General features: G+C 69.9%; 20 protein-coding genes and 1 pseudogene. 4 read left to right on the forward strand and 17 right to left on the reverse strand.

The features are described from left to right. Positions 1-103: 103 nt before the first annotated feature. The 8 genes and pseudogenes from fdxA to AB0H49_RS21710 form a co-directional block, all read right to left on the reverse strand. Positions 104-439, reverse strand: coding sequence for a ferredoxin (gene fdxA, locus AB0H49_RS21675; protein WP_354999539.1), 336 nt, complete (start codon positions 437-439; stop codon positions 104-106). Beyond that, positions 436-1,221, reverse strand: coding sequence for an ABC transporter ATP-binding protein (locus AB0H49_RS21680; RefSeq protein WP_357253858.1), 786 nt, complete (start codon positions 1,219-1,221; stop codon positions 436-438). Before AB0H49_RS21680 ends, fdxA begins: the two co-directional genes overlap by 4 nt. After that, complete coding sequence (locus AB0H49_RS21685) at positions 1,218-2,093, reverse strand: ABC transporter permease (RefSeq protein WP_354999537.1); 876 nt, start codon at positions 2,091-2,093, stop codon at positions 1,218-1,220. The genes AB0H49_RS21680 and AB0H49_RS21685 overlap by 4 nt, the downstream gene beginning before the upstream one ends. Before the next feature lie 32 nt (positions 2,094-2,125). Continuing rightward, positions 2,126-3,547, reverse strand: coding sequence for an ABC transporter substrate-binding protein (locus tag AB0H49_RS21690; protein WP_357253860.1), 1,422 nt, complete (start codon positions 3,545-3,547; stop codon positions 2,126-2,128). 21 nt (positions 3,548-3,568) lie between these two features. Beyond that, on the reverse strand, positions 3,569-3,796 hold the full coding sequence (locus AB0H49_RS21695) for a ferredoxin family protein (protein WP_067782630.1): 228 nt from the start codon (positions 3,794-3,796) through the stop codon (positions 3,569-3,571). After that, a pseudogene (locus tag AB0H49_RS21700) lies at positions 3,796-6,461 on the reverse strand (fumarate reductase/succinate dehydrogenase flavoprotein subunit). Before AB0H49_RS21700 ends, AB0H49_RS21695 begins: the two are co-directional and overlap by 1 nt. An 11-nt stretch (positions 6,462-6,472) precedes the next feature. Then, positions 6,473-7,258, reverse strand: coding sequence for a GntR family transcriptional regulator (locus tag AB0H49_RS21705; protein WP_357253862.1), 786 nt, complete (start codon positions 7,256-7,258; stop codon positions 6,473-6,475). 134 nt (positions 7,259-7,392) lie between these two features. Further along, positions 7,393-8,313 carry a LysR substrate-binding domain-containing protein gene (locus AB0H49_RS21710; RefSeq protein WP_357253864.1) on the reverse strand — a complete coding sequence of 307 codons (921 nt, stop codon included), beginning with the start codon at positions 8,311-8,313 and terminating at the stop codon, positions 7,393-7,395. A gap of 121 nt (positions 8,314-8,434) precedes the next feature. Here AB0H49_RS21710 and AB0H49_RS21715 point away from each other — a divergent pair, with 121 nt between their 5' ends. Together AB0H49_RS21715 and AB0H49_RS21720 are read left to right on the forward strand one after the other, a co-directional pair. Further along, positions 8,435-9,637, forward strand: coding sequence for a putative sulfate exporter family transporter (locus tag AB0H49_RS21715; protein ID WP_357253866.1), 1,203 nt, complete (start codon positions 8,435-8,437; stop codon positions 9,635-9,637). A 228-nt stretch (positions 9,638-9,865) separates the two neighbouring features. Continuing rightward, a complete protein-coding gene (locus AB0H49_RS21720) occupies positions 9,866-10,510 on the forward strand; it encodes a histone deacetylase (RefSeq protein ID WP_357253868.1) in 645 nt (214 codons plus the stop codon). A gap of 135 nt (positions 10,511-10,645) precedes the next feature. Here AB0H49_RS21720 and AB0H49_RS21725 read toward each other — a convergent pair whose 3' ends face one another. The 8 genes from AB0H49_RS21725 to AB0H49_RS21760 all read right to left on the reverse strand — a co-directional run bounded on the left by AB0H49_RS21725 (position 10,646) and on the right by AB0H49_RS21760 (position 19,356). Continuing rightward, positions 10,646-11,791, reverse strand: coding sequence for an acyl-CoA dehydrogenase family protein (locus AB0H49_RS21725; RefSeq protein WP_354999531.1), 1,146 nt, complete (start codon positions 11,789-11,791; stop codon positions 10,646-10,648). A gap of 204 nt (positions 11,792-11,995) precedes the next feature. Continuing rightward, positions 11,996-13,045, reverse strand: coding sequence for an alpha/beta hydrolase family protein (locus AB0H49_RS21730; protein WP_357253870.1), 1,050 nt, complete (start codon positions 13,043-13,045; stop codon positions 11,996-11,998). 67 nt (positions 13,046-13,112) lie between these two features. Then, entirely contained in the window at positions 13,113-13,973 is an 861-nt protein-coding gene (locus AB0H49_RS21735; protein WP_354999529.1) for a lysophospholipid acyltransferase family protein, read from the reverse strand. A gap of 331 nt (positions 13,974-14,304) precedes the next feature. Then, entirely contained in the window at positions 14,305-15,750 is a 1,446-nt protein-coding gene (gene hflX / locus AB0H49_RS21740) for a GTPase HflX (protein WP_354999858.1), read from the reverse strand. A 172-nt stretch (positions 15,751-15,922) separates the two neighbouring features. After that, on the reverse strand, positions 15,923-16,804 hold the full coding sequence (gene dapF / locus AB0H49_RS21745; RefSeq protein WP_357254199.1) for a diaminopimelate epimerase: 882 nt from the start codon (positions 16,802-16,804) through the stop codon (positions 15,923-15,925). Positions 16,805-16,835: 31 nt separating this feature from the next. Further along, complete coding sequence (locus AB0H49_RS21750) at positions 16,836-17,672, reverse strand: TrmH family RNA methyltransferase (RefSeq protein WP_357253872.1); 837 nt, start codon at positions 17,670-17,672, stop codon at positions 16,836-16,838. After that, on the reverse strand, positions 17,669-18,589 hold the full coding sequence (miaA, locus tag AB0H49_RS21755) for a tRNA (adenosine(37)-N6)-dimethylallyltransferase MiaA (protein ID WP_354999527.1): 921 nt from the start codon (positions 18,587-18,589) through the stop codon (positions 17,669-17,671). The genes AB0H49_RS21750 and miaA overlap by 4 nt, the downstream gene beginning before the upstream one ends. Beyond that, the gene (locus tag AB0H49_RS21760) at positions 18,589-19,356 is read right to left on the reverse strand and encodes a hypothetical protein (protein ID WP_357253874.1); all 768 of its coding nucleotides are present in this window, start codon (positions 19,354-19,356) and stop codon (positions 18,589-18,591) included. Before AB0H49_RS21760 ends, miaA begins: the two co-directional genes overlap by 1 nt. Positions 19,357-19,622: 266 nt before the next feature. On the opposite strand from AB0H49_RS21760, the gene AB0H49_RS21765 reads away from it, so the two are divergent. Beyond that, complete coding sequence (locus AB0H49_RS21765) at positions 19,623-21,002, forward strand: DUF349 domain-containing protein (RefSeq protein WP_354999525.1); 1,380 nt, start codon at positions 19,623-19,625, stop codon at positions 21,000-21,002. 48 nt (positions 21,003-21,050) lie between these two features. After that, the gene (locus AB0H49_RS21770) at positions 21,051-21,629 is read left to right on the forward strand and encodes a VanZ family protein (RefSeq protein ID WP_357253876.1); all 579 of its coding nucleotides are present in this window, start codon (positions 21,051-21,053) and stop codon (positions 21,627-21,629) included. A gap of 165 nt (positions 21,630-21,794) precedes the next feature. Here AB0H49_RS21770 and AB0H49_RS21775 read toward each other — a convergent pair whose 3' ends face one another. Further along, a complete protein-coding gene (locus tag AB0H49_RS21775; RefSeq protein WP_354999856.1) occupies positions 21,795-22,373 on the reverse strand; it encodes a hypothetical protein in 579 nt (192 codons plus the stop codon). Positions 22,374-22,480 lie beyond the last annotated feature (107 nt).

A 22,480-nucleotide genomic window follows, 5' to 3' on the forward strand; every position in this document is an offset into this window, starting at 1 on the left:
AGGTCGATGCTCACCTCGGCATCGGACTTCATCAACGCGTCGGCGGCGTAGATCCCGGCCGGTCCTGCGCCCACGATCGCGATGCGGAGCGGGCGAGCCGCGCTCACCGCTGGTACTCCGCGACGTACGGCGTATCCACCCCTAGTTCGCCCACCTTCGCGGCGCTGCCGGGCGAGCCGAGCGCGGCGTCGCGGCCGGGCAGTGGCTCGCCGAAGAACCGGGCGTTCTCGGCCACAAAAGCCCGTTGCGCTTCCGGGATGTCGTCGTCCAAGTAGATCGCCTCGACCGGGCAGACCGGCTCGCACGCACCGCAGTCCACGCATTCGGTGGGATGGATGTAGGCCATCCGCCCTCCGGTGTAGATGCAGTCCACGGGGCATTCCTCCACGCACGCCCGGTCCATGACGTCGACACAGGCGGCGCCGATCACGAAGGTCATGACGCGCTCCGCACATCGATCGCCGCGTCGGCCGTCTCGGCGGACTCGCCGAGCGCGGCCAGGATTTCGTAACGCCTGCGGGCGAATTCGGGTTCGAAGCGGGCGCCGGGCGCCCGCGGGTGCTCGATCTCGACGACACGCTGGATACGGGCCGGTCGCGGCGTCAACAAGACGATGCGGTCGGCGAGCAGCAGCGCCTCGTCCACGTCGTGGGTGACGAACAGGACGGTGGTCTCGTGCCGCTGCCACACCGAGATCAGCAGCCGCTGCATGTCCGCGCGCGTCTGGGCGTCCAGTGCGCCGAACGGCTCGTCCATCAGCAACACCCGGGGATGCGCGGCCAGGGTGCGGGCCAGCTGCACCCGCTGACGCATGCCGCCGGACAACGCGCCGGGCAGGTGATCGCCGAAGCCCGCGAGACCGACCTGATCCAGCAGGTCGAGCGCTTCGGCGCGGCGCCGCCCGCGCGGCACGCCCCGCAACTTCAACGCGAACTCGACGTTCTTGCGGGCCGTGCGCCAGGGCAGCAGCGCGTCCTCCTGGAACACCATGGCGCACTGATCGGCCGCCGCGCCGACGGTGGCGCCGTCCACCGACACGGTGCCGCCGATCGGCGGGAGCAGTCCCGCCATGGCCCGCAGGATGGTGGACTTCCCGCATCCCGAGGGCCCGAGCAGCACCACGATCTCTCCCGGATCGACCGTGAGATCGACTTCCGCGGCGAGGCTTTCGCCATAGGCGATGCGCAGACCGGTCAGCCGGACGGCCGCTCCGGCGCTCATCGGACGGCCCTAGGCAGCCAGCGGTTGACCCGGCGGCCGACCAGTTCGACGAGGAACGCGGTGGCCCAGCCGAGCACGCCGATGGAGAGCATGCCGACCACCACGCTCGGATAGTCGAGCAAACCGTAGGACTGCCAGGTGAAGTACCCGATCCCGAACTGGCCGGAGATCATCTCGGCACTGATGACGCAGATCCACGCGACACCCATGGCGACCGAGAGTCCGGAGAAGATGCCCGGTAGCGCACCCGGCAGTGCGATCTGGAACAGGATGGCCCCGCGGCGCGCACCGAGCGTGCGGGCCGCTTCCTCCCACACTTTGGGCAAGGCGTGCATGGCGTGGATGGTGCTGACCGCCACCGGGAAGAACGCGGCGAAGAACGTGATGAACACGATGCCCTGTTCGCCGGTGGGAAACAGCAGGATGGCGAGCGGCACCAGCGCGATCGCGGGAATCGGGCGGAACACCTCGACGACGGGGCGCACCAGCGCGCTGACCAGTGCCGACCGGCCGATGGCCATGCCGATCAGCACACCGGCGACGGTGGCGAGGCCGAAGCCGACCAGGATGCGCCGGGTGCTGGCGAGGATGTTGCTGTAGTACGAGCCGGTGCCCAGTTGCGCACGGAGCGACTCGAACACCGCACCTGGCGTCGGGATCTTGTCGAAGCGCAGCCAGAACACCACCTGGTTGATGGTCAGCAGATACCAGAGCAGCACCAGCGCCGCCAGCGGAATCGCGGTGAGCAGCGCGGCACGCAGCTTGGGCGGAATAGGGTTTCGGAGGGATCGCCCACTGCTCGGATGGGTCGTTGTCGCGGCGTCGGTGGACGCGGCGGGGACGGCGGAAATCGGTTCCGCGGATACCGTCATGGTCGGCTCCTCGATCTCGAAGATGATGCGGGTCAGCGCGCTTGGAGTGCGGCGCGGTAGTCCAGGACCGTGCTGCCCGGATGGGCCCCTGCGTACGCCTTGGCGTCGGCCTCGACGGCGAACGGCCGGAGCCGCTGCTCGGGCGCGGCGGCCGGATCGCTCACCCAGGTGGCGGTGGCGGCGAAGATCCGGATCCCGGTGGCGGCGTCGGGCACATAGGCGGCCCGGACCTCGCCGCCGCGCTCGGCGATCTGGCGCAGCAGACAACTCGGCGTCCTTGCGACGGAGGTGCCCTCCTGTCCGGCGAACCACACCTCCGAGGCGGTGGCCGGATCGTCCAGCTGCCCGCCGCAGACCGGGTCGACGCCGGTCAACGGGCTCGGCGGCGCGGTGCCGGCGCGCTCGGCGTCGTACTCGGTGCCGTAGAGCGCACGCAGATACTTGTCCTCGACGAATTCGTCCAAGTCCAGATCGGCCAGCGCGCCAAGGCTTTTCAGGAACGGCAAGAGCGTGCCGAGCCCGTCGACGAGCGGCTGCTTGATGGTTGGGTCGAAGCTGACCAGACCGTGCGGGCCGTTGTACAGGTAGACGACCTCGGCCGGTAAGCCGGTGATCTCGGCGACACGTTGCGCCGCGGCCAGCGGATTGCGGTTGAGATAGTCGGTCGTTTCGCGCTGCGCGGCCAAGAACGCCGCGACGACGTCGGGGTGATCGGCGCCGAACCGCTTGGTGGACACCACGGCGTGGAACGTCGGGATGTTCGCGTTGCCGCCGTCGTAGAGCAGCCGTGCCTTGCCGTCGAACACCAGCTTCTGCGGCCACGGCACGAACTGGGCCAGCGCGGCGACCTGGTCTCCCTGGAGCGCCGAGGCGCCGACAGGCGGATCCTGGCCGAGCAGCTTCACGTCGTCGAGGGTCATGCCCGCGGCGGACAAGCCGGTGGCGAGCATGCCGTGCGCGGCCGAACCGACGCTGGTCGAGACCACCTCGCCGCGCAGGTCGGCGAGCGTCGAAGCGGGCGAATCCACCGGTACCACGACCTGATTCAGTGAGCCACGCAGGTTGTAGCCGGTGACCGCGATCAGCTCCGAGGCGACGTCGGGATGATCGCGGGTCTTGGAGCCGTTCACCAGGATCGGAGCGTCGCCCATCGAGCCGATGTCGACCTGGCCGGCCAGCATCGCCGCGGTAAGTGGCGGGCCGGAGGCGAAGTCCTTCCATTCCACGCGGTAGCGCACGCCTTTGGCCTTGCCGAGTTCGTCCAGCTCGGCCTCGAAGGCGGCGCGGTCGCGCAGCAGCGTGCCCGCTGTGACGGTGTTGATGGTCTTGGACTGGTAGCCGATGTCGACGGTGATCGTGTTGTCGTCGCCGCCGGAGCCGCAGCCCGTGAGCAGTGTGGCCGCGGTGGCGGCGCCGAGCAGCAAGGCCGCGAGCCGGGTGGGTGGTTTCCTCATCGTGTGTTCCTCCGCCCGGATTCAGCGCAGCAGGTACGGGATGTTCACGGTGACCGCCCCGACCGGGCAGCGCGCGGCGCACGGTCCGCAGTACCAGCACTCGTCGACGTGCATGTACGCCTTGCCGGTGTCGGGGTGGATCGCCAGCGAGTCGAGCGGGCACATGTCGACGCAAAGCGTGCAGCCGTCGATGCACTTGGCTTCGTCGACGGTGACCGGGACGTCGATGCGGGTGGTGACCTGGGCCATCAGAGTTCCTTTCCGGAGTTGGCAATGCCGATGCGTGCGAAGGCGCGGACATCGGCGTCCGGGTCTTCCAGTGCGGTGCGGAGGGCGGCGGTGACCTCCGGTCGTTCGGCGATTCGCTCGGCCAGACCGCGCACGGCGGCCTTGCGGACGTCGAGGTTGCCGTCGATGACGGCCGAGATCAGCCGCGGGGCGGCGAGTTCGGGGTCGGCGACGGCCAAGGCGATCGCCGCGCCCTGGCGTACCTGCCAGGCGGGGTCGTCCAGGGCGGCCGACGCGACGGCCGCGGCGTCGTCCCCGCAGCCGGTCTGCGCGAGCGCGGTCAATCCCGCTGCCCGCACCAGCGGTTCCGGATCGCCCGCCAGCCGGAGCAGGGTCGCCGTGCCGCGCGGGTCACCCACCGCGGCAATGCCTTTCGCGACCGCGATGCGTACGTTCGGTGCCGGGTCGGCGGCGGCGGCGTCGAGTTCGACGAGCGCGTCCACCGAGGTGAGGCCCGCCACCACGGTGCGGCGCACCGCGGCGTTGGCATCGGCGAACCAGCCGGCCAGTTCTGTCGCGTCGGTGCGGCGGTGCCGCCACAGCGCCTCGATCGCGGCGGCGCGCACCGCGGGCTCCTGCGCCGTCGCGGCGGCACGCAGCGCGGCATCGAATTCCGTTCCGGCGACCAGCACTTCGAGAAGCTCGGTGAGCAGGCCGATGGCGGCGTGGCGCACGGACACGTCCGGATCGGACAGGCCCGCCGCGACCAGAGGTGAGGATTGCGCCCACTCCTCGGTGGTCTCGCTGAGCACCGAGAGCGCGGTGCGGCGCACCTCCGGGTCGGGGTCGGTCAGGAACGGCCGCAGCTCGGACAGCTGCGGGCATTCCTCGGCGAGGTCCATCAGCTCGAGCAGCCGGGCGCTCATCGGGCGCTCCACGCGCCGACCAGCTCCGGCGCCGCGACGTCGGGAACGCCGTCGGGCCGCGTGAAGCCGGGCACCGGAACGATGTAGGGCGCAACCGGACGGGTCAGGAACCGCATGTCGCCGGACTCACCACGGTAGAGGTTGAGGTGGCAGAACCACTCCGCGTCGTCGCGCGCGGGCCAGTCGGAGCGCTGATGGTAGAGGCCCCAGCGGCTTTCGGTGCGCCGCAAGGAGGCCCGTGCCGCCATCTCCGCGCAGTCGCGGATGAATGTCACCTCGGCGCAGCGCATCAGCTCGTGCGGGGTGTGCCCGCTCATCTGGGCGATGTCGGCGTGCATCCGCTCGAACGCGGCCAGACCGAGCGAGAGGTAGCGCTGGGTCTTCGGGGGTTGCAGGTAGTCGTTGACGAAGCGGCGCAGTTTGTATTCGACCTGCGACTGCGGCGGGCCGTCCGGATTGCTCAGCGGACGGTAGATCAGCGCGTGCGCCGCCTCGATCTGATCCTCCGGCAGCACGGGCCGCGCCGCGCCCCGCGCGTATTCGGTCGCGCTCTCGCCCGCGATGTCGCCGTAGACGAAGGCGCCGATCATGTAGTTGTGCGGCACCAGGGCCATGTCCCCCGCCGCGTAGAGCCCCGGCACGGTGGTCGCCGCGTGCTCGTCGACCCACACGCCCGACGCGGAATGTCCGCTGCACAGACCGACTTCGGAGATGTGCATCTCGATGTCGCTGGTGCGGTAATCGGTGCCGCGGCCCGCGTGGAAGGTGCCGCGAGTCGGGCGCTCGGTGGTGTGCAGGATACCCTCGATCTCCTGGATCGTGGCGTCGGGCAGGTGGCTCAGTTTGAGATAGATCGGGCCGCGCGCGCTGTCGAGTTCTCGCTTGACCTCGGCCATCATCTGCCCGGACCAGTAGTCGCAGTCGACGAACCGGTTGCCCTCGGCATTGACCTGGTAGCCGCCGAACGGGTTGGCGACGTAGGCGCAGGCGGGTCCGTTGTAATCCTTGATGAGCGGGTTGATCTGGAAGCACTCGATACCGGAGAGCTCCGCGCCCGCGTGGTAGGCCATCGCGTAGCCGTCGCCCGCGTTGGTCGGGTTCTCGTAGGTGCCGTACAGGTAGCCGCTGGCGGGCAGCCCGAGACGACCGCACGCGCCGGTCGCCAGGATCACCGCGCCGGCCGAGATGGTGACGAATTCGCCGGTGCGCGTATCGAATCCGACAGCGCCGACGGCTCGGCCGTCCACCGTGAGTACCCGCACGGGCATCACTCGGTTGCTGATGGTCACCTTGGCGCGGACGTCGCGGGCACGCAGGGTGCGATACAGCACTTTCTTCACGTCGCGTCCCTCCGGCATCGGCAGCACATAGCTGCCCGAGCGGTGCACCTTGCGCACCGCGTACTCGCCGTGCTCGTCCTTCTCGAACTTGACGCCGTAGCTCTCCAGCCGCTGCACCATCTCGAAACCGCGGGTCGCGGTCTGATAGACGGTGCGCTGGTTGACGATTCCGTCGTTGGCCACGGTGATGTCGGCGACGTAGTCCTCCGGAGTCGCCTTGCCGGGCACCACCGCGTTGTTGACCCCGTCCATGCCCATCGCCAGCGCCCCCGAATGGCGCACGTGCGCCTTCTCCAGCAGCAGTACGTCGGCGCCGTGCCTGGCGGCGGTGAGCGCGGCCATGGTACCCGCGGTTCCGCCGCCGACGACCAGTACATCGCAGCTCAGCTCCCGGCGCTCAGCGACGGGTGGAATGTCCATCGACATCCGGATCAGCTCCTTTCCTTCGGTTCGGCCGCACCGCGATTCGGTGTGACCGGGATGCGGTGCAGCCGGCCGGACAGCGAGAACCGGTCGCCGCGATAGCGCACGTACTCGAGGTCGACGGGCCGGCCGGAATCGGTGTAAGTGAGTCGTTCCAGGAACAGCAGCGGCGAGCCGGGCCGCACCGCGAGCAGCCCGGCTACCGTCGGATCGGCGGCGACGGCCTCGATGGAGACCGCGGCCGAGCCGAGCGGCAGCCCGAGTTCCGCCTCCAGCAGGCCGAAGACGTCGCAGCCGGTGAGATCGCACTGCAACAGCGGCGCGCCGACGTCGGCGGTGAGATAGCTGGCGTCCAGCGACAGCGGCGCGCCGTCGAGATGGCGGACGCGTTCCAGCGCCACCACCGGTGTGCCCGGCTCCAGCTCGAGCCGCTCGGCGACGATCGGTGTGGCGGGCACGAGTTCGGCCAGCAAGACCGTGTTGACCACGCGGGCGCTGCCCGTCTCGAAGGTCTCGGCCAGGCCGCGCAGTCGGTCGAGACCTTGCACTGCCTTGTCCGCCACCACGAAAGTGCCCGCGCCGGGCACCCGGTCGACGAGCCCCTCGTCGCGCAGCAGGGTGAGCGCGTCGCGCACGATATTGCGGCTTGTGTCGAAGTCGGCCGCGAGTTGGCTCTCCGAGGGCAACGGCAGATTGCCGTAAACACCGCTGCGGATCCGTGCCCGCAGAATGTCCCTGACCCGCCGGGCGGGCGCCGAGCGGCGTCCGGTGCCGGGATACGTTCTGCCTGTCATGCGGCAAATGCTGGGAACGGATCGTTACGCGCGACGTTTCCGGTGATTACCAGGTGGTTACGCCAGTTCCGTTTCCGAGCGCGGAGCTCTCACCTGCGAAAACGCGGGGGCTCCCGCGAGTATCACCAGTTGACTCAGCCGTCCGATTCGGTTCGCTCGGCGATCTCGGCCAGCAGACGCGCCGGACCCGAGAGCGGGAAGCGCGGCCGCCACACCACACGGAACCGCCGAGTCAGCGCGGTGGATTCGGTCAGCGATACCTCGACGAGCGTCCCGCGCTCGAGTTCGGGCGCGGCGATCAGCCTGCTGACCACCGCCGGCGCCACCGCGGTGCGTGCGGCGGCGATGATCGTGGCCGCCGAGCCCAGTTCCGCGGCCGGTCGGGCAGGCTCGCCGAATCCCTCCAGAACCTCCCGGACCGCGTCGCGAGTTCCGGATCCCGGCTCTCGCCACAGCAATGGAGTGGCGGCCAACTCCCGCGGCGACACCCCGCCGCGGCGGCGGCGTGCCCACGGGTGAGCGGGAGAAACCACGACGACGAGTTCGTCCGTACCGAGCACCCGGCTACCGAGATCGGCGGGCGGATGCGGCCCCTCGACGAAGCCGAGGTCGGCGGCCTCGCGGCGAACCAGTTCCAGCACTTGACTGCTGTTGGCCACCTCCAAGGCGACCGCCACTTCCGGGTGGGCGCCGCGCAGCACCTGCAACCACTGCGGAATCCGATGGTCGGCAATGGTTTTGGAGGCGGCGATGCGCAATCGCGGAACGTTGTCCGCGCGCAGGGCGGCGACCGCCGTGCCGAAGGAGCGAGCCGACTCGAGCACGGGGCGCGCGTGGTCGACCACCGCGCGACCCGCGTCGGTCAGCGCCGAGCCGGTCGGCCCGCGGTCCAGCAGCCGCAGGTGCAGCCTGCGTTCCAGTGCGCTGATTCGCATGCTCGCGGCGGGCTGGCTGATGCCGTGGCGGCGGGCCGCCGCGCCGAGACTGCCTAGTTCCGCGACAGAGACGAGCAGATCGAGAACATCCAGATCGGGCGTTCCCGGTGGCAGCGTCATGAGCACCGATTATGGGCCCGGCGGCGACCCGGTGCGTGACCCAAGGACATAAGCGAATCTTATGAGGTCCTCGGGATGCGCTCTCTACCGGGGTGGCCTGGGTGGCGCGAGGGTGACAAGCGTGCGCCGTCTACCTCGTCTTCTCCCCGGGCTCGCGCTGGTTGCCGGGCTCGCCACCGCCGCGACACTGATCGACCGGGCGGCGCCCGTCGTCGGGGCGCCGGTGTTCGCCCTCGGCGCGGGCGCGCTGGTCGGACTCGCGCGCAGAAGGGCGGTCGACGAGGACGGCGTGTTCGGCCCAGGACTGGCGGTGACCAGGCAGCGTGTGCTCGGGCTAGCCATCGTGCTGCTCGGATTGGGGCTGCCGTTCGGCGCGGTGCTGAGCGTGGGGCGGCAGACGGCGGCGGTGTTGGTCGGCACGGTGATCGCGGGCGCGACCGCCGCGGTCGTGGTCGGCAGGCTGCTGGCCCTCGACCGGGAATCGGCGACGCTCGTCGCGGTGGGGTCGACGATCTGCGGAGCGTCGGCGATCGCGGCGGCGACCGCCGTCATCAAGCCGGACCGGGAGCGGGTCGCCTACGCGCTCGGGACCATCTTCGTCTTCAATGTCCTTGCGGTGCTGGCATTTCCGCCGCTCGGCCGGTTGCTCGGCATGTCCGAGGAAGCGTTCGGGTTGTGGGCGGGCACGGCGATCAACGACACCTCCTCGGTGCTGGCGGCGGGCGCGATCTTCGGCCCCGCGGCGGCCCAGTTCGCGGTGATCGTGAAATTGGTGCGCAGTCTGCTGATCGTGCCGATGTGCGTGGGGTTGCACTTGGGCCAACGGCGTGGCGGGAAGTCCGGCGGTGGGCGATACGGCGCTTGGCAGCGCGACGACAGCCTGCGACTCAGCGCTGGCCATCGCGACGACAGCCAACCCGACAGCGGGCGATACAGCGCCGGGCAATCCGACAACAACCCATCCGACGACGGGCTGCATGGCGCATGGCAAGCCGACAGCGGACCCGGCAGTGGCCACCGCGGAACGCCGCAAGCCGAGGCCGACCACCGGCCAGCGGCATGGCGGGTGATCCCGCTGTTCGTGGTGCTCTTCGTGGCAGCCTCGGTGATCGCCGGGTTCGGGTTGGTGCCGGAATCGTGGTCCGGGCCGCTCGGCGCGGTGAGCGCGTGGTTGATCGCGGCGGTGCTTGCCGCCATCGGGACGTCGCTGTCGTGGCAACGGGTGCGAGCGGCGGGTGTTCGGCCGCTGGTCTTCGGGGGAGCGCTCAGCCTGGTACTTGCGTTGTCCTGCTTGGCCATCCAGCAAGTCACCGGGTGGTTGTGAGGACGTCGACCGGGCCCGAGCGAGTGTGCAGGTGATCGCCGCGCCCCGGACGGCGATCGAGACTCAGCTCTTGCTACGCAGCACACATAACGGCCGGTCCCGCTGGTCGCGGCGGGACGATCGGCCCGTTACGCGCGGTGTCCTGCCCTGAGACCGATCGGATGGCTATGCGGCCACCCGATCGCGGCCATCGAGCAGACATCCGCCGACACGAGGGACAATGTCAGGGTGACGTGCCTCGTGTGGTACGCCGCCTACGGCTCCAACATGCATCACCGCCGTCTGCACTGCTATCTGGAGGGCGGCCGACCCGAAGGCGGCGCGATCGAACTTCCCGGGTGCCGCGACCATTCCGCGCCGCGGCGATCCCGGCCGCTCATGCTGCCCGGCCTGCTCTACTTCGCCACCGAATCGCTCACCTGGACCGGCGGCCGCGGCTTCTACGCGCCGGACGCCGCGGGCGAGACCGCCGCCCGCGCCTACCTGCTGACGGCCGCGCAGTTCTCCGACATCGTCGCCCAGGAGATGTACCGCCCGCCGGGCGACGACCTCGACCTGACCGACGTGCTCGCCAACGGCCGCACCGCGCTCGGCCCCGGCCGCTACGAAACCCTGGTCCGCGCAGGAACTCTCGACGGCCACCCGATCCTCACCTGCACCGCCCCTTGGCGCCACACCGACCTCCCCGGCAACCCGCCCTCCCCCGCCTACCTGCGCCATTTGGCCGCGGGCATCACCGAATCACACGGCTGGCCGCTCCCCCGCACCGCCGCCTACCTGGCCACCCGCCCCGGCGCCGACCTGCACTGGACCCCTACTTCCGTCGCCAACCTCCTCCGCACCACCGATCCCCCGCCGGTCCCCGCCGAATGACGCCCGCAGGTTCACAAGCCTCGCGGAGCTGTGCGTTCTGCGAGCGCCGAAGGGGTCCGCGTGGTCGTTCGCCCGCCACGGAAAAGCGTCCGGCCGCACGGGTTTCCGTGCGGCCGTAGACGTACAGGCGAGAGATCAGGACAGGTTCAGCGAGCGGCCGATGATCTCCTTCATGATCTCGGTGGTGCCGCCGTAGATGGTCTGGATGCGTGCGTCCATGTAGGCCTTGGCGATCGGGTATTCCTTCATGTAGCCGTAGCCGCCGTGCAGTTGGAGGCAGCGGTTGATGAGGTCGAGCTGTTCCTCGGTGCTCCACCACTTGGCCATGGCGGCGTCTTCGACGGAGAGCTTGCCCGCGTTCAGGTCCTCGATGAAGCGGTCGACCATGATGCGCACGGCGGTGGTCTTGGTGGCCAGCTCGGCGAGCACGAAGCGGGTGTTCTGCAGGGCGCCGATCGGCTTGCCGAACGCCTTGCGGTCGCGCACGTACTGACAGGTCATCTCCAGGCAGGCCTCCATCGCGGCGGCGGCCATGACGGCGATGGACAGGCGCTCCTGCGGCAGGTTGTGCATCAGGTGGATGAAGCCCATGCCCTCGGTGCCGAGCAGGTTCTTGCCGGGCACTCGCACGTCGGTGAAGCTCAGCTCGGCGGTGTCCTGGGCCTTGAGGCCGATCTTGTCCAGGTTGCGGCCGCGCTCGAAGCCCGCCATGCCGCGCTCGACCACCAGCAGGCTGAAGCCCATCGCGCCCTTCTCGGGATCGGTCTGGGCGACCACGATGACGATGTCGGCGTTGACGCCGTTGGTGATGAAGGTCTTGGCGCCGTTGAGGATCCAGTCGTCACCGTCGCGGACCGCGCGGGTCTTGATGCCCTGCAGGTCCGAGCCGGTACCGGGTTCGGTCATCGCGATGGCGGTGATGATCTCGCCGGAACAGAAGCCGGGCAGCCAGCGCTGCTTCTGCTCCTCGTTGGCCAGATCCAGCAGGTAGGGCGCGATCACATCGTTGTGCAGCGTGAAACCGAGGCCGGAGTACTGGCCTTGCACGGTTTCCTCGGTGACGATCGCGTTGTAGCGGAAGTCCTTGACCCCGCCGCCGCCGTACTCCTCCGGGACGGCCATGCCGAGGAAGCCCTGTTTGCCCGCCTCGAGCCAGACCTCGCGGTCGACGATGCCCTGCTCTTCCCACTTCGCGTGGTTCGGTGCGACGTGCTGATCGAGAAACTTGCGGAACGACTCCCGGAACAAATCGTGTTCGGGCTCGAACAGTGTGCGCTCCACACCAACCTCCTAGTGACCACACCGGGCGGTCCACACCAGCCCGTCGTTACCGCATACGGTACCCGGAACCGGAATGGCAGTTCACTTCACGTCCGAAATTCGCGGGTTCACCTGGTCTGGCAGCTTCGAAACGGGCGCAGACGTGACGATTCGCGACAAACCTGAGGCACGATTGATACATAGCGTTCCGCTATGAAAGTCGGTTCAGGCCGGTAAGTCGAGGCCCTTGGCCAGGATCGGCCAGGACGCGACGAGAGCGTCTTCCCAGTAGCCCCACGAGTGTGTGCCGACCGGCTGAAAATCGAAGGTCGCGGGGATGCCGAGCTGGTTCAGGCGGGCCTGCATGTTGTGCGTGCAGTAGTTCGAGGCAGCCTCGAGCGCGCCGCCGACAGTGAGCTGATTGGCCAGCCCGCCGACGCCGGGCAGGGTGTACGGGCCATCGAGGGTGTCCCATTGCCCCGGGATGCCACTGCCCGTCGACAGGAACAGCTCGAGCCCGCGCAAACCCTCGGCGTTCAGGTAGGGATCGTTGGCCGCCCACAGCGGATCACCCTGCGGGCCGTACATGTTCGCAGTGTCGCCGCCGCCCGCGGAGACCACCGTCCTGACGAAGTTGTAGCCGACCGGGTCGCTGATCTGGGCGCAGCCGCTGTAAGCCGCGGCCGCGCGGTACAGCCCGGGCGCGGCGATCGGCAGTTGCAGCACCGACGTGCCCGACATGGACAATCCCGCGATGGCGTTGGTGCCGTTCGTGCCGAGAGCGCGGTCGATCAACGGCGGCAGTTCCTCGGTCAGGAACGTTTGCCACTTGTTGACCCCGAGCGCGGGATCAGCCGAGCGCCAGTCGGTGTAGTAAGTGAACGCCCCGCCGACCGGCTGCACGACGTTGACATCCTTTCCGGCCAGGAACTGCAGCACGGTGGTGCGCTGTTGCCAGGTCGCCGTGTCCTCGCCACCGCCCGCGCCCGCGAGCAGGTACAGCGTCGGACGAGGCGACGAGGCGTCGGCCGGACGCTGCACGTCGATGTCGATGGTCCGGCCCATGGCCGCCGAATACACCTGAAGCCGCAGGTTGCGCTCGTCCAGCACGGTGGTGTCGACGATGCGGGAGCCGTCGGCTTGCGTCCTGAAGCCTTGCGCGGCGAGCGAATCGTCGGCTGCCGCGATCGCCGTCCCGCCGCCCGCCGTGGCCGCGCCGCAGAGAAGGGCGATGGCGGCGGCCGCGGCGGCCGATCTGCTTCGTTTCCTGCGCATCTCCCCACGCTACGTACCCGTAGCTGAGAGATTGCCAAGTGAATTCTCGAGATCTTCTCAGAAAGGTTCAGAACGGCAGCAAGCCGCGCACCCGACCGATCAGGGTGCGACCGGAATCACGGTCGCGCTCGCCGAACAGGAACTTCAACTCCTCTTCCAGCGCCTTGCGTACCACGTCGCGCAGGTCGGAAGCCGCGACGTCGAGGTCGTCGGCGTCGCACCACGGCGCCGGGTCGATCGGGGTGCCCGCGGAGAAGTAGAACCGTTCGGGGCGCGGGATCAGGGTCGGGCCGACGCCACGCAGCAGCGGCGGGGTGAGGTCGCGCTTGAGGCCGAGCGCCTCGACCGTCCAGCGCAGCGGACGCATCACCGGGTGATCGCCGTCGAAGACGATGTCGAAGGCGTCATCCACGCCGATCATGGCGACCGGAACGATGGGCGCGCCCGCCTCGATCGCCATCCGGGCGAATCCGGTGCGCCCTTCCCATTTGAGCACGTACTTCTCGTTCTTGCGGCGCACCGCCTCGCGGCCGCCGCCGGGAAAGACGATGACCGCCTCACCCTTGGCGAGCAGCGCCATGCAGTTGTTCCGGTTGCCGCGGACCGCGCCGTAGTAGTGCAGGAAGTGGCGCAGGCCGGGCACCGCGATCAGCACGTTCTCGGCGAGGCCGCGGATCAGCCTGCCGCGGCGACGCAGCACCTCGGGCATCAGCAGCGGGGCGTCGATGCCGCCCATCAGGTTGTGGTTGCCGACCAGCAGCACCGGGCCGTCGGCGGGAATGTTGTCCAGGCCGTAGAAGCGCGGACTCGTCCACGCGCGCACCGGCGCGAGCAAGGCTTCGATCAATCGGATGTCGGTCTCGTCGAGACGCACCTCCAGCGGCGCCCCGTCGGTCAGCACCGCCGCGGTAGGCGAGGATTCAGGCATTGGCGGCTACCCCATCGCATGTCGGATCCCGGCACATCGTCGTACGGAATTAAGGTCCCCTGCGCCGCAGTCGAATACGGCATCCGGGCCGATGCTACCGGATGACGTTGGAACAAGTTGCAACATGGGTGGTCGTCAAGTGTGACCCGCCACAACCTTTGCCACGACGGAGTGGCGACAGGGCCGCCAACCGTGCATCGAAAAATACTGTGGGCGAACGGGATACGGCACCGAAACGGATGAACGCCCGGCGGAACGACAAACCGTCACGTCCGTTATCGGCACGATAGCGAACGTGACGGTCGGTTCTATTTCCGTCCGATTCCGCGGTCTACGCGGACGGCCCTTCGTCGGGGCCCGCGCCGTCGCCGCCCGCGTGCGCGTATTCCGACAGCGCCGCGGCCAGCGCGTGCGGTACCCGCGCCCGGACCCGGGTGCCCGCCTCCTCGTGAGTGGAGGACAGGATCCGGCCGTCGGCGTGGATGCGCGCGAGCAGGTCGCCCCGGGTGTACGGCAGCAGCACGCCGACCTCGACGTCCAGTCCGCCGAGCACCTCGGCCAGCCGGTCGAGCAGGCTCTCGATGCCCTCGCCGGTCTGCGCCGAGACGAACTCGGCGTCCGGCAGCAGCGCGCGCAGCCTGGTCAGCTCCATCGGATCGACGGCGTCGATCTTGTTGAGCACCAGCAGTTCCGGCGGTGCGGCCGCGCCCTGCTCCTTGATCACGTCGGTGATCACCTCGCGCACGGCCTTGATCTGCTCCGCGGGCATCGAGTCGGAGCCGTCCACCACGTGCAGCAGCAGATCGGCGCCGGTGACCTCCTCCAGCGTCGAGCGGAACGCCTCGACCAGCTGGGTCGGCAGATGCCGCACGAAACCGACGGTGTCGGTGAACACGACCTCGCGGCCGTCGTCCAGATCGGCGCGCCGGGTGGTCGGATCCAGGGTGGCGAACAGCGCGTCCTGGACCAGGAGGCCCGCGCCGGTGAGCGCGTTCATCAGGCTGGACTTGCCCGCGTTCGTATAGCCGACGATGGCGACCTGCGGAATGCCCGAGGACGTCCGCCGTGCCCGCTTGGTCTCGCGCGCGGTCTTCATCTCCCGGATCTCGCGCCGCAACTTGGCCATCCGCTCGCGGATGCGGCGGCGGTCGGTCTCGATCTTGGTCTCACCGGGACCGCGCAGACCGACGCCGCCGTTGCTGCCCGCGCGACCACCGGCCTGCCGGGACATCGACTCACCCCAGCCGCGCAGCCTGGGCAGCATGTACTCCATCTGGGCCAGCGCGACCTGCGCCTTGCCCTCGCTGGAGGTGGCGTGCTGGGCGAAGATGTCCAGGATCAGGGCGGTCCGATCGATCACCTTGACCTTGACCACCTTCTCCAGCGCGGTCAGCTGGGCCGGGGTCAGCTCACCGTCGCAGATGACGGTGTCGGCGCCGGTCTCCAGCACCACCGAGCGCAGCTCGTCGGCCTTGCCGGAACCGATGTAGGTGGCCGGGTCCGGCCGGTCGCGGCGCTGGATGAGCGCCTCGAGCACCTCCGAGCCCGCGGTCTCGGCGAGCGCGGCGAGTTCGGCCATGCTCGCCTCGGCCTGGGCCGCCGAGCCCGAGGTCCACACGCCGACCAGCACGACCCGTTCCAGGCGCAGCTGCCGGTACTCGACCTCGGTGATGTCGGTGAGTTCGGTGGACAGACCGGCGACGCGGCGTAGCGAGCTGCGTTCGTCCAGCTGCAGCTCACCGACCGTCGGCTCCATCGTCCAGCCGTTGCGCTTCATTCGGGCGGCACGCTCGGCCACCACGTCACCGGAGCGCGCGGTGTCGTCGGCCGAGTCGACGAAGTCGAAGTCGTCGTCGGCCGGATTGATGTCGTACGTCTCTGAATTCCTCATACACCATCCATGCTGCCAGGTGCGACGACCCGGCGCATTCCGTTATTTCGGGGCGCGCTCAGCGCCCGTTCCACCACTGTTCGGCCAGCGTGCCGGTGGCGAGCAGCACCGAAGGTCCGCGCAGCCATGCCGCGCCGCCCTCGAGGCCCACGGTGACCGCGCCGCCGGGCACCCGCACCGTCACCTGGCCGGTGTCCTCGGCGATGTCGAAGCCGTCGGCGGCCAGCGCCGCCGCGGCCGCCGCGACGGTTCCCGTTCCGCAGGAACGGGTTTCGCCGACGCCGCGTTCGTAGACGCGCATGTCGACCGAACGGTCCGCGTCCAGCGAGGTCAGGATCTCGACGTTCACCCCGTGCGGGAAGAGATCCGGGTCGTAGCCGGGCGGGACGCTCAGATCGAGTTTGCCGAGCGCCTCGGCGGTCAGACCGGAGTCCACGCAGGCCAGATGCGGGTTGCCGACATCGATGCCGATCCCCTGATAAGCCCAACCAGCGATGGTCGCCGTTGATTCCCCGAGCTCCTTCACTCGGCCCATCGTGACGGTGACCTCGCCCTCGACGGGTCCGCCCGCGTGCACGACGACCGGCCGGGCGCCCGCCCTGCTGCCCACCACGTACTCCGCGCGCGATTCCCGCCCGGTCGCGGTCAGGTAGTGGGCGAAGACGCGCACGCCGTTGCCACACATCTCCGCGATCGAGCCGTCGGCGTTGCGGTAGTCCATGAACCAGTCGTCCGCGCCGACGCCCTCGGGGAGGTCCGCGAGCACGCCCGCGTCCCGCAGCGCACCGGCGCGCGCGACCCGCAGCACGCCGTCGGCTCCGAGGCCGCGCTGCCGGTCGCAGAGCGCGGCGACGCGGTCCTCGGTCAGTTCGAGCCGGACATCCTCGTCGGGCAGCACCACGAAGTCGTTCTGGGTGCCGTGCCCCTTCGTGAACTCGATGTCCGTCACGTGTGTGTTCTCCTCGTCGTCGTCATCTGGCAAACGTCCGGCGCTGCCGGGAAATTTCGTACAGTGCGACCGCGGCCGCCGAGGGCGCGCCGAGCGAGCTGGCGGTGCCGCCCATGGGGATGGAGACCAGGTCGTCGCACGCATCCTGCCAGGCGGCGCTCATCCCGCTGGTCTCGTTGCCGATGACCAGGATGGTCGACTCGGTGAAGTCCTGGTCGAACACCGCGTGCGAACCGTGCTCGTCGGTGCCGACGATCCTGGTCGGGATGCCGCGGGCGACCTGGCGGTCGCGCAGCGCGAGCACCTGCGCGGGTCCGGCGGCGCGATAGACCGGGACCGCGAACAGCGAGCCGGTGGAGGCGCGCACGGACTGCGGGTCGTACTGATCGGCGCCGTGACCGGTGACGATCACCGCGCAGGCGCCGAAGGCGTCCGCGGACCGGATCAGGGTGCCGAGATTGCCCGGCGAGTTCGGGCGGTCGAACACCACGATCACCGGCGCGTCCTCGCCGGGTTCACCGGGTTCGAGGGTGTCCAGCTCGGGCTGGCGCGAGATCGCGACGGCGACCAATTCCGGTATGTTGCTCGCCTTCTCACCGAGTTCCGCCATCAGCTCCGGCACCAGCCCGACCTGCGGCACGTCGGTGGTGTCGAGCACCTCTCTGGCCCAGCCGGACAGGTCGGGCGCGCCGAGCCGGTAGAGCAGGGTCTCCAGCGGCCACCCGTTGGCGATCGCCTGGGTGATCGGTCGCACGCCCTGCACCAGGAACCGGCTGTCGCGGTGGCGCTTGGTGCGATTGTTCAAGTAGGCCTGCCACACCTGCACCGAGGCGTTTCGGGTGCTGACACGTCGGGTCACAGCGAGTTCCGTTCTGTGTTGTCGATCTGCCGCATCGCCGCGCCGAGCAGGTCGGGATCGGCACCGTCCACCCAGCGCACCCTGGGATCGCGGCGGAACCAGGAACGCTGTCTGCGCACGTAGCGGCGAGTGCCGATCAGGGTGCGTTCCCTGGCGTGGTTCAGGTCGTATTCGTCGTCCAGGTAGGCGAGGACTTGCGCGTAGCCGATGGCGCGGCGCGCGGTGACGCCCTCGCGCAGGCCGTGCTCGAGCAGACCGCGCACCTCGTCGACGAGTCCGGTCTCGAACATGAGCGCGGTGCGCCGCTCGATGCGCGCGTCCAGCTCGGCGGTGTCGCGGTCGACGCCGAGGATGACGGTGTCCCAGCGCGGCGCGCCGATGGTGGGCGCCGAGGCCGCGAACGGCTGCCCGGTGAGCTCCACGACTTCCAGCGCCCGCACCATGCGACGGCCGTCGGTGGGCAGGATGGTGTCGGCGGCGACCGGATCCGCCGCGCGCAGCGCCGCGTGCACGGCGGCGACGCCCTGCTCCGCGAGCACCTGCTCCCAGCGGGCGCGCACCACCGGATCGGTGGCCGGGAACTCCCATTCGTCCAGCAGCGCCTGCACGTACATCATCGAGCCGCCGACGATGACCGGCGTACGGCCGCGAGCCAGGATGTCCTCGACGTCGGCGGAGGCCGCGCGCTGATAGGTGGCCACGCTCGCGGTCTCGGTCACCTCGAGCACGTCGAGCTGGTGGTGCGGGATGCCGCGGCGTTCGGCGACGGGCAGCTTGGCGGTGCCGATGTCCATGCCGCGGTAGAGCTGCATGGCGTCGATGTTCACGATCTCGCCGTCGAGGCGGGCCGCGAGATCCAAGCCCAGATCGGACTTGCCGGTGGCGGTGGGGCCGACCACCGCGATCGGCACTCTCATCACACCTCCCGTTCCGGTCGCCAGACGCTCACGTGATAGCCAACTCCGAAAGGCGCGTCCCGGTAATGGGTTTCGACGGAAGGATCGGACGGATCCACGGCGAACAGACCGCCCAGAACTTGATAGGCGGCGCGCCCCGACACGGCCAACTCCGCGCACAGCGCCGGATCGAGCGCGCGCAGCGCCGCTCGGTCCCCCGCGCTCAACGCCCGGTCGAGCTCGGCTTGCAGCGGGACCGCGCGCTCGTCGAGATATCCGGGCGACTTGACGGTCAAGGTGGCGGCGCCGTCGGCGACGACCAGGACGCCGCGCGGCTCGTCGTCCGCGTCGAGCTCGGCACGTAGCTCGGCCCCCAGTTCCAGGCACCGCGACGCCGAAGTGTCGGCCGCGGTCAGGCGCGCGGTGGCGCTGGCGTCCGGCGCGACCCGTCCCCGCAACCATCCGGCGATCAAGACGGGCAGCGGCAGCCGCGGATCGGCGGCAAACCCGGGCGCGGTGGCCGAATCGGCCAGCGCGACACGGAGATCCACGCCGAAACCTTGGAAGGTTCCGGCGGATTCGGGTCCGAACACATCGTCGGCGGATCCGACGCCGAGCACCGTCCACCGCCGCGTCACTGCCGCGAGCGCCCGGGCCGCGTCGAGCGCGGCGGCGCGCAGTACCGCGGGTGGGTCGTCCGGATCCGCCCCGCTGCCCATCGCCGCGGCGCCGCCTAGTTCGGGCACCAGGATCGGCGGCGACGGGACCAGGGCCGCAATACTGAACACGCGGTAAACCGTATCTGTTCGGGCAGCGGGGCCGGCGCACGGCGGTACCGAGACGCACCCCGGTCGGCTTCGAGTGTCTGTAGCGTCAATTCGCCATGAGATTGATAGTGTCGACATGCGACAACCCAGGTCACCACGGGTTGCCGGTCCCGGGTCCCAGCCCGGGAAGAGCGTAGATCAGATGGTCTCGAGGGCTCGGACCGGGTTCAATGGGATGAGCTAGGGCGTAACCAGGCAGCCGTGACGCGCGGCAGGGACGGAGAACAATGACCGACAGCAACGGAACCGCGAAGGCCAATCCCGGCACGACACCGCGCCCCTCCGGTGCCCCGAAGCCCGGTGGCCCGTCAGCCCATCCCAAGCCGCACGCGGTCAAGCCCGCCCCGGGCCCGGCCGCCCAGCAGCACCCGCATCCGGTGGTCGTACCGACCGTCACCGACCCCAGCCGCTGGGGCCGGGTCGACGAGGACGGCACCGCCTGGGTGAAGACGGCCGAGGGCGAGCGGATCGTCGGCTCCTGGCAGGCGGGCGACGCCGCCGAGGGCCTCGCGCACTTCGGCCGCCGCTTCGACGACCTCGCCACCGAGGTCGCGCTGCTGGAAGCGCGGCTCGCCGCGGGCGCCGACGCGCGCAAGACCAAGGCCGCCGCGCTCGCGCTGGCCGAATCGCTGCCCACGGCCGCCGTCATCGGCGACATCGACGAGCTGGCCAAGCGGCTGCAGGCGATCACCGAACACTCCGAGGAAGCGGCCGCGCACGCCAAGGAGGAGAAGGAGCGCGCCCGCCACGAGCACACCGAGCGCAAGGAAGCGCTGTGCGCCGAGGCCGAGCAGATCGCCGCCGAATCCACCCAGTGGAAGGCCGCGGGCGATCGGCTACGCGAGATCCTCGACGAGTGGAAGTCGATCCGCGGCGTGGACCGCAAGGTCGACGACGCGCTGTGGAAGCGCTACTCCAAGGCCCGCGAATCCTTCAACCGCCGCCGCGGCGCGCACTTCGCCGAACTCGACCGCGAGCGGGCCGCCGCCAAGGCGCGCAAGGAAGAACTCTGTGTGCGGGCCGAGGAGCTGTCCGGCTCCACCGACTGGGTCGGCACCGCGGCCGTCTTCCGCGATTTGCTGACCGAGTGGAAGGCCGCGGGTCGCGCCCCGCGCGAGGCCGACGAGGCGCTGTGGCGGCGCTTCAAGAGCGCGCAGGACGTGTTCTTCGCGGCGCGCAACGCCGCGGTCTCCGAGCGCGACGCCGAGTTCGAGTCGAACGCCGCCGCCAAGGAAGACCTGCTGCACCACTACGAGCACATCGACCCCGCGGGCGGTCTGGACACCGCGCGGGCGCAGCTGCGCGAGTTGCAGGACAAGTGGGACGCCATCGGCAAGGTCCCGCGCGAACGCATCCAGGAGCTCGAGGGCAAGCTGCGGACCATCGAGAAGCGGGTCCGCGACGCGGTGGACGCCCAGTGGCGGCGCACCGACCCGGAGGCCGTGGCGCGCGCCGCCCAGTTCCGCGAGAAGGTCGCCCAGTTCGAGGAGCAGGCGGCCAAGGCGCAGGCGGCGGGCAAGCAGCGCGACGCCGAGAAGGCGCTCGAGCAGGCCAAGCAGTGGCGCGAGTGGGCCGAGGCCGCCGAAGGCGCTGTCAGCAACCGCTGATTTCGCTGGCGGCCAAGGTTTTTCGGCCGCTCCGGTAGCGTCGGCCTGGTGCGACAGGTGTGGGATGCGTGGGGCCACGTATTGATCGTGTGGGCCTGCGCGGCGCCCGCGGTGCTCGCGGCGATCTGGTGGACGACGCGCTGGCGGCTGCGGCACGGGCGGGACCGGAATCTCGCGTTGCGGTACACGGTGGCCGAGGTCGGGCTGGTCGCGGGCACGCTGCCGTGGATCTGGATGATCTTGACTCCGGTCGACGGCGTCGGCTCGATCAGCGCGGTGCCGCTGCGGGATCTCGTCGCGACGCTGACCGACTCGTCGTCGAGCGCGGTCGTTCAGGTCGGGGCGAACACGCTGCTATTCGTACCGCTTGGTTTCTTTCTTCCGCTGCGCCTGCCTCGGTTCGCGGGCGTGGCCCGGATGGTGTTGGTGGGCGCGGCGGTATCCGCGACGTTGGAAATCGCCCAGTACGTGTTCGACCTGGGCCGCGTCTCGTCCGTGGACGACGTGCTCATGAACGCGGCGGGGGCGGGCTTCGGCGCGCTGCTCGCGCGGACGCATGTCACACGCCGCGAGACCGGCCGCTCACAGAGCGAGCGAATGTTGCTTCGCCTCGGCTGGAGCACCTGACAGCGCACATCGTGTAGATCAGCGCTGCGATCGACGCGCGCACGGGGCGGGATCATCGCGTCGAAGGCGCACGATCGCCGCGACGACAATCGCCTCGCGCACGGCGCGGGATCATCGCGTCGAGGGCGGACAATCGCCTCGAGGCAATCGCCTCGCGGAGCGAATTCAGTCGCCGAGCAAACGGCGGCGGTCGCGTTCCTCGGCGGCGGCCGCGGCGTTGCGGCGCTGCTCCTCGGCGGCCAGTTGCATGGCCGTACGGCTCCACACCACGCGGATCCAGTGGAAGGTGAGCACCATGACGGCCAGCGTGCCGAGGATCAGACCGATACCGGGACCCGCGCCGATGTAGTTGCCGAGGCCCGGGGTCTGGCGGTGCCAGATGGCGAAGACGCCGAACACGCTGGCGATGGCCGAACCAGCGACCGCGATCCAGGCCAGCACCCACCGCCGGGTCATCAGCGCCAGCAGCGAGAAGCCGATGCCGAACACCACGACGAACCAGACGAAGATGCGCGAAGGCAGCCCGATGTGCTCGATGCGGGTGGTGTCGGTGCTGAGCAGCACGTCGAAACCGCGCGCGCTGCCCGCGTGCGAGAGCACCAGCGAGAACAGCAGCAGGAACACCGCACCGGCCACCACCATCGCGCGCACGCCGGGATCGATCTCCCCGGCGATGCGGCGCTCGACGGCGTCGAGGTCGTCGCGGAACTGCTCGAAGTCCCCGCTGCTCTCGACCGAGCTCACAGCACTGTTGTCTCCTTCGCGCACGGCGCTGTCGTCTCCTTCGACTGGATGATCGTGCTTGTCCGGGTCCACTGTGCCAGCACCGTCGGTCGCCGCGTCGGTCGACC

It is taken from the genome of Nocardia sp. NPDC050713 (genome assembly GCF_040654315.1).
In the GTDB taxonomy this organism is placed as follows: Bacteria; Actinomycetota; Actinomycetes; order Mycobacteriales; family Mycobacteriaceae; genus Nocardia.